The sequence below is a fragment of the Streptomyces sp. NPDC041068 genome (assembly GCF_040647455.1).
Lineage (GTDB): Bacteria > Actinomycetota > Actinomycetes > Streptomycetales > Streptomycetaceae > Streptomyces.
Map to the genome: position 1 here is coordinate 123,534 of NZ_JBEZCG010000024.1, position 11,818 is coordinate 135,351.

Here is an 11,818-nt window from a genome sequence, read left to right on the forward strand (position 1 = left end):
GATGCGCAGCGCCCGCAGTGTTCTTCAGTGCCCTTGGCACCGGTTTCTTCAGTGCCCTCGGCACTGGTTCTTCTGTGCCCTTGTGCCCTCAGTGTCTTATTGCCACCGTCACTGAATCACAGCGAGCTGCCCACTCGGTACACAGGGTCAACAAAATATGGGTCCTGTGACTCAAGTCACAGGTGAGAAGCCGCCGTTGGTCCAGTCCCTTGGCCTAGTCCACCGCATTCCGGGGCACCGCGTGCCACCTTCTCCGAGATTGGTCCTAGGACCGGCCTGGTTCCAAGGCCCGATGTGGCGGAGGGTACCGCCCGGCTAGCGTCGACGCCGTGGCTCACGTACTGAAGACTCTCCCGGCCCCGCCTTCCCCGCGCCGCCCGTCACCGGATGGGCATGCTGATGGGGTGAGCAACGACGAGTTCCGCGCGGCGATGTCCCGCCTGGCCGCGGGCGTGGTCCTGGTGACGGCGCGCGAGCCCGGCCTGGACCCCGACGACCCGGCCGCCCCCGCGGGCGAGGACGTGGGCATGACGGCCACGGCCTTCGTGTCCGTTTCCCTGGACCCGCCCCTGGTCATGGTGAGCCTGCGCGAGGGCTCCCGGATGGACGACCTGCTCGCCGAGCAGCCGCTGTGGGCGGTGTCGGTGCTCGCCGAGAGCCAGCGGCACATCGCGGGGCGCTTCGCGATGAAGGGCCGGATCAGCGACCGCCTCCTCTTCGAGGACATTCCGTACGTACGGGGCTCCGCGTCCGGCGCCCCGCTGGTCGGCGGCGCGCTGGCGACGCTGGAGTGCCGCACGGAGCAGACGGTGCGGGCGGGCGATCACACGCTGGTGATCGGCCACGTCCTGACCGCGTCGCTGCCGAGTACCGAGGGCGGCCCTTTGACGTACTTCCGGGGCCGCTATCGCCAGCTGGGCTAGTCAACGCCCCGCAAGGGGCGCGGGGAACTGCGCGCTCAGCACGCGAAGAGCCGCAGACGCGTCTGCCGGATCACCGAGCAGACGCGTCTGCGGCTCTTTTTGTGGTTGCTCGCGCAGTTCCCCGCGCCCCTTACGGGGGCACACATCAGCCCCAGCCTTGCCCAGAGCGGCCCCTCTTCGTCTCGCTGCGCTGCTTTTTGTTCCGCAGCCTTCGCTCGTTGATGCCCCGCGGGATCTTGGTCGCGCGCCGCGGCTTCGGCGGTGGGGCCGTGGCCTCGGCGAGGAGGGAGGCGAGGCGCGTGGCGGCCATCTCCCTGTTGCGCCACTGGGAGCGGTGCTCGCTCGCCCGTACGCTCACGACGCCGTCGACGAGCCGGGGCGCGAGGCGCTCCAGGGCACGCCGCTTCCACACCTCGGGCAGCGCGTTCGTGTTCGCGAGGTCGAACCGCAGCTCGACCTGGGAGTCACTGGTGTTGACGTGCTGCCCGCCCGGTCCTGACGACCGCGAGAAACGCCACATGAGCTCGGCCTCGGGCAGCGAGACGGAGCCACGAATGACATGGGGACCGGACATGCCCCCATGGTCCCGCGCCTGTCGGGCGCACGTCACGTTCTTTTCCGCCGCCCGGCCGGATCCTGCGGGTAAAGAAAGTAAAGCGAACTGGAACCTTGGGGACCCCCGACGGCGTTGGTACGGGTGAAGGTAGCTTCGTCCCCAGTACGAAGCGCCTATCGCACACTGTGCGTACGTAACGAGGGAAGGGACTCCCAACAATGGCAGTAAGCCTGTCCAAGGGTGGCAACGTCTCGCTCACCAAGGAGGCTCCGGGCCTGACCGCCGTCACCGTGGGCCTCGGCTGGGACGTCCGCACCACCACCGGCACCGACTTCGACCTGGACGCCTCCGCGATCGCGGTGAACACCCAGGGCAAGGTCTTCTCGGACCAGCACTTCGTCTTCTTCAACAACAAGGCGACGCCGGACCAGACCATCGTCCACACCGGTGACAACGTCACGGGCCAGGGCGAGGGCGACGACGAGCAGATCAACGTGAACCTCGCGGGTCTGCCCGCCGACATCGAGAAGATCGTCTTCCCGGTCTCGATCTACGACGCCGAGAACCGCTCGCAGAACTTCGGCCAGGTCCGCAACGCGTTCATCCGCATCGTGAACCAGGCCGGCGGCACCGAGATCGCGCGTTACGACCTCTCCGAGGACGCCGCCACCGAGACCGCCATGGTCTTCGGCGAGCTGTACCGCAACGGCGCCGAGTGGAAGTTCCGCGCCGTCGGCCAGGGCTACGCCTCGGGCCTGGTCGGCATCGCGCAGGACTTCGGCGTGAACGTCTGAGTCGACGCCACCGGCTGAGGATTCGGCCGACAGTTCAGAGGGCCCCGGCACCGCCGGGGCCCTCTGGCGTTCCGGCGTCTGCCCTACGCTCGGCGCCCATGATTGCCGAACTGCAGTGCGTCGTCCTGGACTGCCCCGATCCGCGGGCCCTCGCCACGTTCTACCGCACCCTCCTGGGCGGCACGGTCGACCGCCCCGACCCCCGCTGGTCCGTCGACGCCGACTGGTCGACGCTGCACCCCGGGACGGGCCCGGTCCTGGCCTTCCAGCGGGTCATGCCCTACACCCCACCCCGCTGGCCCGACCCCGCCGCCCCTCAGCAGTTCCATCTCGACTTCCAGGTCGGGGACTTGGCGGCCGCCCACGAGCAGGTGCTCGCCGCGGGCGCGACGGTGCTCGACGCCGAGTCCGGCAAAGGCAGTTGGTGCGTGTACGCGGACCCCGCTGGGCATCCGTTCTGCCTGGTCCGCCACTGAGCAGTCGCCGCGCGCCCCGCTGCGCCACCCCGAGGGATTTACAGTTCGCAGACTATTCTGGATACTTGAATAGTCTGCAGACCAGCAGACCGGAAGAGTCGCGTACAGAAATCGCGTACAGAAATCGCGTACAGAAGTCGCGTACAGAAGTCGCGTACGCACATGCGAAGGAGAGGGCACCGTGGCCGACGCTCACACCCCGTGGACCCGTGCCGCACTGCCCCTCTGTCTGCTCGGGATCCTCGACGGCGAGGAGAAGAGCTACGGATACGCCCTGTTGAACCGCCTCGCCGACGCGGGACTCGACGGTGTGAAGGCGGCGACGCTCTACCCCGCCCTCACGCGCCTCGAGGAAGAGGGCTCGGTCGAGGTCGAGTGGGGCGCCGGAGAGGGCGGCCCGGGGCGGAAGTACTACCGGATCACCGAGGAGGGGCGGGCGAGGCTGCGGCGTGACCAGGCCGCGTGGGGTGACTTCACCCGGACCGTCGCCTCGCTCCTCGGCAAGGGGGATGAGGATGGCCAAGACCGGAACAGCTGAGCTCGGTTGGGCGCGCGAGGAGGATCAGGAGTGGGCCGACGCCGTTCTGGTGCGGCTCGTGCTCGACGAGGACGCGCCCTCCGGGTTCGCCGACGAGATACTCGCCGAGGCCCACCAGCTCGTGGACGAGGCGGGGCGGCCCGCCCTCGAAGTGCTCGGCGAGCCCGTCGCGTACGCACGTACCGTCGCCGCCGAACGCGTCAGCGAGCAGTACCGGGCCGGGATCGACACACGCGGCATGCGCCCCGGGGAGCGGATCAGCGCCTCGGTCGGGACGCTCGGGTTCATCGGATTCTCCGTCTTCGGCCTGCACTGGATCCAGGACGGGCTCTGGGCGGAGGTGAGTTGGTCCTCGATCGCGGGATTCACGGGGGTCGTGGTCGCCGCCGTACTGCTGTGCGTCGCCCTCGTCGCGCGATCCGCCGGGCGGCTCCGGGGCATGTGGGCGTTGCTCGCGGGGACCGTCGCCGCCGTCGCGGGCGGGGCCGCCGTCGCCACCTCCCTGCCCGACGAACAGCTCTTCCGCGTGCCCGCCCCGGTGCTCATGCTGGTCGGCGCCGCCTGGGCCGTCGGTGCCTTCATGCTTCCCGACGCCACGATCGACCGCTGGTTCACGCCCGCACGCCCGGCCGGCGGGCCCGACGACGGACGGTGGCTGGCCCAGCTGGAAGGCCTGCTGCGCGGGCGGCACGCCATGAAGGCCGCCGAGGCACGCGGCCACGTACGGGAAGCGCGGCAGCATCTCGCCGCGGCCCCGCAGGACGGGCACGCCGAGGACGTCTTCGGTGACGTCGAGATCTACGCGCTGCGCCTCTCCGAAGGACCGCGCAGGCAACAGCGCGTCACGCGCCAGGAGTTGTACGGCGCCCTTGCCGCGTGTCTGTTCTTCGCGATCCTCACCGTCGACCACCTGCTCGACCCGCAGGAGCGCATGTCCGGCTGGACCGCCTGCTTCGTCGGCGCGCTCGGCTGCTCGGCGTGGACCGCCTTCAAGGAGTGGCGCACCCTGCGCAAGCTGCGCGACACCGCCTAATCTGCCCCGCATGATCCTCGAACCGCTCGTCGCCGTCGACGGAGCCCTGCCCGGTCACCTCCTCACCGAGGTGACCGCGCTGTACGCGGCGAACCGTGAGTTCTTCGCACTCAGCGGGGACTTCCCCGACCCCGACGACATCCGCGTCGAGCAGGTCGCCAAGGCCCTGGCGGACGAGCTCGCCCACCCCGACGCGGAGGTGCTGCTCGCCCGCTCCGAAGGACGGCTCGCCGGGGTCGCCGTCACCCTCGCCCACCACCCCGACCCCACCGATCCCGACCCGTGGATCGGGCTGCTCGTCGTGGCCGCCGAGCTCCACCGCACCGGCGTGGGGCGGGAGTTGGCGACGCTGGTCGAGGGGCGGTTCCGGGACGCGGGCCGGGACGCCGTGCGCCTCGCCGTCCTGGAGAACAACCCCAAGGGGCTGCGGTTCTGGACGGCGCTCGGCTACCTCGTCATCGGCCACCGCGAGGACCGCGCGCGACACCGCCCGTGCGCGGTCCTGCGCAAGCGGCTGTGACGGAGGGGCGCACCGGACCAAGGACCTCGACGCCGGGGAACCTCAGGGCTGCTCCGGCTTTCCGTCCCCGTACAGCCAGTCCCCCCAGATCCCTTCGACCTTCTCGCGCGCCTCGTCGCTTCCCGCGTGCTCCTCGACGTACTCCGTGAAGTCCTCGGTGTCCGCGTTCTTGTGGCGGTACGTCCTCGTCCAGCCCTGCACGATGTCGTAGAACGCGTCGTCGCCCACCGCCTGGCGGATCTTGTGGATGACCATGGCGCCGCGCTTGTAGACGGGCGAGTCCGAGATGCTCCCGGCGTCCGTGGGCTTGGCCGGCGGGAAGTCCCAGATCTCCTCGTTGTCCTCGCCGTCGTCGTAGTAGTACTCACCGTCTTCGTAGAGCGCGTCGAAGATGTCCTCGGCGCTCTCGCCGTCGTTGTCCTCCTGGTACAGCCACTCCGCGTAGGTCGCGAAGCCCTCGTTGAGCCACATGTCGCGCCAGGTCTTGGGCGTGACGGAGTTGCCGAACCACTGGTGGGCCAGCTCGTGCACCATGAGCTCGGCGTCGGGGGCGCCCGGGTAGGTGGGGCGGGTCTGGGTCTCCAGGGCGTACCCCGCGTCGTCCTCACCGGCGACGATCGCACCGGCCGAGGAGAAGGGGTACGGACCGAAGTTGAGCTCCTCCCACTCCAGGATGTCCGCGGTCTTCGCGAGGGCCTTCTTGCTCGCCTTGGCCTCGCCGGGGGCGACGGCATTGACGATCGGCAGCCCGTCCTCCGTCGTCGTGGTCTCCATCTCGAACTTGCCGACGGCGACGGTCGCCACATAGCTCGCCATCGGTTCGGCGCTGTGCCAGGCGAAGGTGGTGCGGCCGTTGTGGGTCGTCTCACGGGTCAACTCACCGTTGGAAACGGCCTTCAGGCCCTTGGGAACGGTGATCTCCATGTCGTACGAAGCCTTGTCGCTCGGGTGGTGGTTCCCGGGGAACCACGCCATGGACCCGGCCGGCTCGCCGAGCGCCAGCGCGCCGTCCTCCGTCCTGAGCCAGCCCTCCTCGGCGCCGTCGGCATCGGTGATGGTCTCGGGGGTGCCGGAGTAGCGGACCGTCGCGCGGAACGTCTCGCCCCGGTCGAGGTCGTCGGCGGGGCGGATCTTCAGCTCCTGGCCCGCGCGCTGGAAGCGGGCGGCCTTGCCCTCGACGGTGACGGCGGAGACGTCGAGCCCCTTCAGGTCCAGGTTGAAGGCGCTGAGCCTCTTGGTCGCGCGGGCGGTGATCTCGGCGGTGCCGGTGAGGTGCCGCGCGTCGGGGTCGTAGCCGAGGGTCAGGCCGTAGTGCTCGACGTCGTAACCGCCGTTGCCCAGCTTGGGGAAGTACGGGTCGCGCACGCCGTCCGCGCCCGGGGTGCCGTCGCCGCCCGAACTGCTGCACGCGCCGACGGTGGCGAGCAGGGCGAGGGCACAGGTGACGGTGGCGGCTCGGACGGCCGGAGATCGCTTGTCCACGCGAGCGATCTTATGCGGCAAATGTTCGGGCCGGGGGTGATATTGCCCCCGACCCCCTGGCCCCATGGCCGGTCAGAGCACCGCGATCCCCAACGGCCGCTCTCCCGCCGGGAGTCGGCGGACCGTGCCGTCCTCCACGTCGACGACCGAGATGCCGTCCCAGTAGCCGTCGCGCGTGAAGCCGCCGGTGACGTACGCGGTGCGGCCGTCCGCGGAGACGGCGACGTCCTCGTGCGGTCCTTCGAGCGGAACCACCCGCTCCGTGCCGTCCTTCGTCCGCACGGTCAGCGAGGGCCCTTCGTCGGCGTCCGGGTCGATGGGCCCGGTGCCGACCGCGAACAGGGTGCCGTCCTCGGTGACGGTCGCGCCGTGCTGGTGCGTGTTGGCGGTCATCTTCTCGACGTCGTACTCGCCGGTGCGCGGGTCGAGTACGACGAGCTTCTCGCCCTCGAAGGGCAGCAGGAGCCGCCCGTCGGAGGGCCGCACGGCGGTGTAGTGCGGCTTCAGCCAGGAGCCGAGGCCGCCCTCCGTGCCGTAGGGGGCGACTTCTATGCGGCGCGGCTTCAGCGAGTCGGCGCGCACGACGGTCACGTCGAAGGAGTCGTGGTCGGTGGCGTAGACCTCGCGGCCGTCCTTGGAGACGTCGACGTCGAAGGGCCGCCGTCCGACGGGCACCGTGTCGGTGACCTCGCGCTCCTCGGTGTCGATGACCTCCAACGTCCCCTTTCCGCCGGGCACGTTGACACCTACGTAGACATGCTTGCCGTCGGGTGCGAGGGCGATGCCCATGCCGCCGCCGCGGTACTCGCCCGTCGTCGCGGGGCCGGTCTCCGTCTCGTACGGGATGCGGTCGACGCGCTTGCGGGCCGCGGTGTCGACGACGGCGACACCCTCGGCCGTCGCGACCCAGGCACGGCCGTCCTCACCCACGGTCAGCCCGTAGGGCGCCTTCCCGACCTCGACAGAACCGATCGGCCCCTTCTCGGGGTCGACGAAGGTCACCGTGTCGGAGCCGAAGTCCGCGACCAGAAGGGTGCCTTCGGGGGTCGACGCGTCGGCGGGGAGGGTGGCGGTGGCCTTCGCGCGGGTGGGCCCGGGGCCGGAGGCCGCGGGCCCTTCGGAGCCGGACGCGCAGCCCGCGAGAACTGCGGCGGCCAACAGGGCCGACGTCCAGGCCGCGAGGGCCCGGCCCTTCACGAGAGCCCGGCCCTTCACGCGGCACCCCGCAGCAGACCCGCGATCTCCGCGAAACCGCGGCGCTCCGCGTGCGCGAGCGGGGTGGCGCCGTCCCGGTCGGCGAGCGTGGGCGTGGCGCCCGCGGCGAGGAGCAGTTCCACGATCTCCTGGTGCGCGCGACCGCCGTCGCCGAGGATGACGGCCTCCAACAGGGCGGTCCAGCCGAGGTCGTTGACGTGGTCCACGTCGATGTCGGTGACGCGGAGCACCTCTCGTACGTACGCGACATGGCCGCGCTCCGAGGCGGGGATCACGCTGATCCCGCCGAAGCGGTTGCGCAGCTCCAGGTCGGGCCCCGCGGGCAGCAGCACGTGCAGCATGGCGACGCTGCCCGTCACTCCGGTGACCAACCAGGGGCTGTCGGAGCGGTGGTCCTGCGCGTTGACGTCGGCGCCCGCGGCCACCAGGACCTTCGCGGCCTCCACGTGGTCACCGATGGCGGCGAGCAGCAGCGGGGTGCGCAGTTCGGTGTCGCGGGCCTCGACGCGGGCCCCCGCGTCGAGGGCGGCGGCCGCCTCCGAGGCGTTCCCGGCCCGTGCGGCGTCGAGCAGCCGCTGGTCGGCAGCGGTGATGGCCATGATCGTTCTCCTCGTCGTCGTACGGGCCGGGAACAGCCTCAGCATGAGGGGACCCGGTGGCTTCGGCGGCTCAGCGGCTCAGGGGTGTCAGCGGCCCAGCGCCGCCACGCCCGCCTTGGCGAACTTCTCGTCCAGGTCGCCGCTGGGGGCGCCCGCGACACCGATGCCCGCGATGGGCGCGCCCTTGGCGGTCACCGGGGCGCCACCGGCGAGGAACAGCGTGCCGGGGATGTCCTTCAGGGTCGGGGCCTGCTCCAGGCGCTTGGTCAGCTCGGAGGTGGGGGCGTTCCAGGAGACGGCGGTGTACGCCTTCTTCTCGGCCGACTCGTAGGACTGCGGGCCGGCGCCGTCGCCGCGCAGCGTGACGATGGTGTTGCCGTTGCGGTCGACGACGGCGACGGAGACGCGCTGGTTCTCCTTCTTCGCGGCGTCGAGGGTGGCCTGCGCGGCCTTGGTGGCGGCGGCGACGGTGAGGTGCGTCGACTGCGTGAGGTTCTTGTTGCCCGCGTCGGCGGTGACGGCGGCCTTGGTGGCGGCGTCGGGGGTGCCGGCGGTGGCGGAGACGGCGCCGAAGGTACCGGCGCCGAGGACGGCGGCGGTGGCGGCGACGGTGAGGACGCGGGTGCGGCGGGAGAGCTTCTGCATCGGGGGCTCCTGGAGTGAAGGTGGGGTGAGGTCCGGGGTTCGAGGGGAGCTTGTTTCCCTCTGCCATCAATCCTCAGGTCGCACCCACGCCTCACCCCTCGACGTACCGGCTGGGAGCCGCGCGCGACTCGGACGACACCAGGGTCAACCGATCGGTTGACCCCTTTGTGGTCCCGGCGGGCCACAATGAGGGTGTTTGCCCAGTTCAGCGACTGCGTGGCGGCGGTACGAGACGTCGGTACGCGTCATCGGTACGAGACGTCGACACGCGTCATCGGTACGAGACGTCGACACGAGAGGGAGGCGCCCCAGTGGGACAGCGCACGCCGGGCCCCGACCCCCGCACGCCGGACCCCGATGCCCGCTGGCTCGCGGCCGTCATGCACGCGACGTTCTACCTGCTCCTCGCGACCTCCCTGGCCCGCTTCCTGCTGCGCCACCCCGGCGGCGCGCGCGTCCCGTGGATCATCGCGCTCTCGGCGGTCCTCGCCGTCCTCTACGCCCTGCCCTTCCTGACCGGCACGCCTCGCGACAGGCGCGCCGCACCCCACCCCCCGGGGCCGGCCCCCGGCGCCCCTCCCACGCCCCGCCACCTCGCCTGGCTCGCCCTGGTCGTCGCGGTCTGGCTGGTCCTCGTCATCCTGGCGCCGAGCTTCGGCTGGTGCGCGGTGCCGCTCTTCTACACCGGCCTGCGGACGCTGCCACCGCGCGCGGCCCTGGCCCTGGTGGCCGTCCTGACCGCCTGCGTGATCGCGTCGCAGCTGCGGCTCGCGGGCCGCTACGACCCCGACCTGATCCTCGGGCCACCCGCCGTGTCGGCCATCGCGACGGCGGTCTTCACCTACATGCGACGCCAGGCGGCCCGCCAGCGCGAGCTGATCGACGACCTCATCCGCACCCGCCGCGAACTGGCCGCCACCGAACGGCGCGAGGGCACGCTCGCCGAGCGCCAGCGGCTTTCCATGGAGATCCACGACACCCTCGCGCAGGGCCTGTCCAGCCAGCAGATGCTGCTGCAGGCGGCCGACCGGGTCTGGGACACCGACCCGGCGAAGGCCCGCGCCCACGTCCGCACCGCCGAGTCGATCACCGAGCACGGCCTCACCGAGGCGCGCCGCTTCGTGCACGACCTGGCACCCACCGACCTCGCGGACGGCGGGGGTGTCGCGGAAGCACTGCGGAAACTCGCGGCCCGCGAATCGGACGCGGGCCTCACCGTCCGCTTCCACGCGGAGGGCACGCCGGTGCCGCTGCCGGACCGGGTCAGCTCGGCGCTGCTGCGCATCGCGCAGGGCGCGCTGGCGAACGTACGCGAACACGCGGACGCGACCACGGCGGCGCTCACCCTCACGCTCCTGGACGACCAGGTGGTCCTGGACATCGCGGACGACGGCCGCGGCTTCACACCGCCGCCGGTCTCCGGGACGCCCGCGGGCGTACGGGGCCACGGGCTGCCCGCGATCCGCGCGCGGGCGGTGCAGCTGGGCGGCACACTGACGATCGAGTCGGCGCCGGGCGAAGGCGCGGTGCTCTCCGTATCGATCCCGTTGGAGCAGTAATGACGGCAGCCGTGACGGCAGCCGTGACCTTGGAGCAGCAGTGACGGCAGCAGTGACCTTGGAGCAGCAGTGACGACAGACGCCCCCGCCCACCCCGTACGCCTCCTGGTCTGCGACGACCACGTCGTCGTACGCGCGGGCCTGCTCGCCCTGCTCGGCAGCGCGCCGGACATCGAGGTGGTCGGCGAGGCGGGCACGGGCGAGGAGGCGGTGGCCCTGGCCGCGAAGCTGACGCCGGACGTGGTCCTGATGGACCTGCAGCTGGGCGAGGGGATCGACGGCGTGGAGGCCACCCGCCGCATCACGACGGCCCCGGCCCCCACCCCGCACGTCCTGGTCCTCACCACCTACGACACGGACGCGGACATCACGCGGGCGATCGAGGCCGGCGCGACGGGCTATCTCCTCAAGGCGGAGCGCCCGGAGGAGCTCTTCTCCGCGATCCAGGCCGCCTCCCAGGGCCGTACGGCGCTCTCGCCCCCGGTCGCCTCGCGCGTCATGGCCCGCATGCGTGCCCCGCACCCCACGCTCACGGACCGCGAACGCGACATCCTCGGCCAGCTCTCCCAGGGCCTCGGCAACCGCGAGATCGCCCGCGCCCTGTTCATCAGCGAGGCCACGGTGAAGACCCACCTGGGCCGCATCTACGACAAGCTGGGCGTGGACACACGGGCGGGCGCGGTCTCGGTGGCCAAGGAGCAGCGCCTGCTGCCGTGAGGCGCCGGTGTCCGCTGCCGTGAGGCACCGGTGTCCGCTGCCGTGAGGCACCGGTGTCCGCTGCCGTGAGGCGCCCGGAAGCCCGGTCGCCCCGGCCATGACACCATCGACCCGTGCTCGACATCGGTTACGCCCTCTCCCGCCGCTTCCCGGACCCGCCTCAGCTGGACTACAGCCGCGCGGACGTCCACACGCTGCGTCATGACCTCTTCTGCGGGGACGTCTACCTGGCGGACACCAAGGCGGACCGGGAGCTGTCCACAGCCTGGGGATGGGTGCCGGTCCTGGACTTCGCATGGGCGCTGTGCGACATCGTCGAGGCGCTCGACAAGGATCCGCTGGGCAGCCGCGCCGCCCGCCCGCAGTACGCGGAGCTGGACTTCACGGAGTCGACGGACCGCATGCTGTTCGCCCGCCGCTTCGGCTGGGTGGACATCGAGGCGGACTGGATGGACCCCGAGGAGCCCGCCCTCACCTTCTCCCACACGGAACTGCGCCGCGAGGCCCGCGACTTCCTCCACGACCTGGTGGCCGACCTCACGGATCTCCACGACACCTTGGCGGACAACCCCGCGATCTGGTCCCTCCTCTCCCGCTTCCCACGCGTCCCGCGCTAGCGGTTTCCCCCGTCCGGAACCCCGTCCGGAACCCGGCCCGGCACCCCGCTTAGAGGTCGTTTTCTCCCGGTGTTTCATCCCGTGATGCGGATTTGGTCCGGTGATGTCGGGTCGCGCCAGGAGACCGTGTTCTCACCGGTGAGA

The 11,818-nt window shown here is 71.3% G+C and carries 14 protein-coding genes; 9 read left to right on the top strand and 5 right to left on the bottom strand.

Annotated features, from left to right (window positions below):
* Positions 1-341: 341 nt before the first annotated feature.
* Entirely contained in the window at positions 342-923 is a 582-nt protein-coding gene (locus AB0B50_RS39605) for a flavin reductase family protein (RefSeq protein ID WP_362341254.1), read from the top strand.
* A gap of 145 nt (positions 924-1,068) precedes the next feature.
* On the opposite strand, the gene arfB is transcribed toward AB0B50_RS39605, so the two are convergent.
* Positions 1,069-1,497: an alternative ribosome rescue aminoacyl-tRNA hydrolase ArfB gene (gene arfB, locus AB0B50_RS39610; RefSeq protein ID WP_362341201.1), complete on the bottom strand. Its 429-nt coding sequence runs from the start codon at positions 1,495-1,497 to the stop codon at positions 1,069-1,071.
* Positions 1,498-1,697: 200 nt separating this feature from the next.
* Here arfB and AB0B50_RS39615 point away from each other — a divergent pair, with 200 nt between their 5' ends.
* From AB0B50_RS39615 to AB0B50_RS39635, 5 genes are all read left to right on the top strand, one after another.
* On the top strand, positions 1,698-2,273 hold the full coding sequence (locus AB0B50_RS39615) for a TerD family protein (protein WP_055696644.1): 576 nt from the start codon (positions 1,698-1,700) through the stop codon (positions 2,271-2,273).
* A 98-nt stretch (positions 2,274-2,371) separates the two neighbouring features.
* Positions 2,372-2,749, top strand: a complete 378-nt coding sequence (locus tag AB0B50_RS39620; protein ID WP_362341204.1) for a VOC family protein — start codon at positions 2,372-2,374, stop codon at positions 2,747-2,749.
* Between the two features lie 181 nt (positions 2,750-2,930).
* Positions 2,931-3,287: a PadR family transcriptional regulator gene (locus tag AB0B50_RS39625; RefSeq protein WP_362341206.1), complete on the top strand. Its 357-nt coding sequence runs from the start codon at positions 2,931-2,933 to the stop codon at positions 3,285-3,287.
* Positions 3,265-4,320, top strand: a complete 1,056-nt coding sequence (locus AB0B50_RS39630; protein WP_362341209.1) for a hypothetical protein — start codon at positions 3,265-3,267, stop codon at positions 4,318-4,320. Before AB0B50_RS39625 ends, AB0B50_RS39630 begins: the two co-directional genes overlap by 23 nt.
* Positions 4,321-4,330: 10 nt before the next feature.
* Entirely contained in the window at positions 4,331-4,840 is a 510-nt protein-coding gene (locus tag AB0B50_RS39635; RefSeq protein WP_362341212.1) for a GNAT family N-acetyltransferase, read from the top strand.
* 42 nt (positions 4,841-4,882) lie between these two features.
* Here the strand turns inward: AB0B50_RS39635 and AB0B50_RS39640 are convergent, their stop codons facing one another.
* From AB0B50_RS39640 to AB0B50_RS39655, 4 genes are all read right to left on the bottom strand, one after another.
* Positions 4,883-6,388 (bottom strand): M1 family metallopeptidase, encoded by a 1,506-nt coding sequence (locus tag AB0B50_RS39640; RefSeq protein ID WP_362341215.1) that lies wholly within the window; start codon positions 6,386-6,388, stop codon positions 4,883-4,885.
* Between the two features lie 6 nt (positions 6,389-6,394).
* Positions 6,395-7,537, bottom strand: a complete 1,143-nt coding sequence (locus AB0B50_RS39645; RefSeq protein ID WP_362341217.1) for a YncE family protein — start codon at positions 7,535-7,537, stop codon at positions 6,395-6,397.
* Entirely contained in the window at positions 7,534-8,130 is a 597-nt protein-coding gene (locus tag AB0B50_RS39650) for an ankyrin repeat domain-containing protein (protein WP_362341257.1), read from the bottom strand. The genes AB0B50_RS39645 and AB0B50_RS39650 overlap by 4 nt, the downstream gene beginning before the upstream one ends.
* A gap of 93 nt (positions 8,131-8,223) precedes the next feature.
* Complete coding sequence (locus tag AB0B50_RS39655) at positions 8,224-8,781, bottom strand: heme-binding protein (protein WP_362341219.1); 558 nt, start codon at positions 8,779-8,781, stop codon at positions 8,224-8,226.
* Between the two features lie 380 nt (positions 8,782-9,161).
* Here AB0B50_RS39655 and AB0B50_RS39660 point away from each other — a divergent pair, with 380 nt between their 5' ends.
* From AB0B50_RS39660 to AB0B50_RS39670, 3 genes are all read left to right on the top strand, one after another.
* Positions 9,162-10,340 carry a sensor histidine kinase gene (locus AB0B50_RS39660; RefSeq protein ID WP_362341259.1) on the top strand — a complete coding sequence of 393 codons (1,179 nt, stop codon included), beginning with the start codon at positions 9,162-9,164 and terminating at the stop codon, positions 10,338-10,340.
* A gap of 69 nt (positions 10,341-10,409) precedes the next feature.
* The gene (locus AB0B50_RS39665) at positions 10,410-11,057 is read left to right on the top strand and encodes a response regulator transcription factor (RefSeq protein WP_362341221.1); all 648 of its coding nucleotides are present in this window, start codon (positions 10,410-10,412) and stop codon (positions 11,055-11,057) included.
* A 113-nt stretch (positions 11,058-11,170) separates the two neighbouring features.
* Positions 11,171-11,674 carry a hypothetical protein gene (locus AB0B50_RS39670; RefSeq protein WP_362341223.1) on the top strand — a complete coding sequence of 168 codons (504 nt, stop codon included), beginning with the start codon at positions 11,171-11,173 and terminating at the stop codon, positions 11,672-11,674.
* The last annotated feature ends 144 nt before the right edge of the window (positions 11,675-11,818 follow it).

Bases quoted from the DNA above. Each gene is read 5' to 3' on its own strand.
- arfB (WP_362341201.1), bottom strand. From the start codon at position 1,497: ATGTCCGGTCCCCATGTCATTCGTGGCTCCGTCTCGCTGCCCGAGGCC.
- AB0B50_RS39615 (WP_055696644.1), top strand. From the start codon at position 1,698: ATGGCAGTAAGCCTGTCCAAGGGTGGCAACGTCTCGCTCACCAAGGAG.
- AB0B50_RS39620 (WP_362341204.1), top strand. From the start codon at position 2,372: ATGATTGCCGAACTGCAGTGCGTCGTCCTGGACTGCCCCGATCCGCGG.
- AB0B50_RS39630 (WP_362341209.1), top strand. From the start codon at position 3,265: ATGGCCAAGACCGGAACAGCTGAGCTCGGTTGGGCGCGCGAGGAGGAT.
- AB0B50_RS39635 (WP_362341212.1), top strand. From the start codon at position 4,331: ATGATCCTCGAACCGCTCGTCGCCGTCGACGGAGCCCTGCCCGGTCAC.
- AB0B50_RS39640 (WP_362341215.1), bottom strand. From the start codon at position 6,388: ATGGGGCCAGGGGGTCGGGGGCAATATCACCCCCGGCCCGAACATTTG.
- AB0B50_RS39655 (WP_362341219.1), bottom strand. From the start codon at position 8,781: ATGCAGAAGCTCTCCCGCCGCACCCGCGTCCTCACCGTCGCCGCCACC.
- AB0B50_RS39660 (WP_362341259.1), top strand. From the start codon at position 9,162: ATGCACGCGACGTTCTACCTGCTCCTCGCGACCTCCCTGGCCCGCTTC.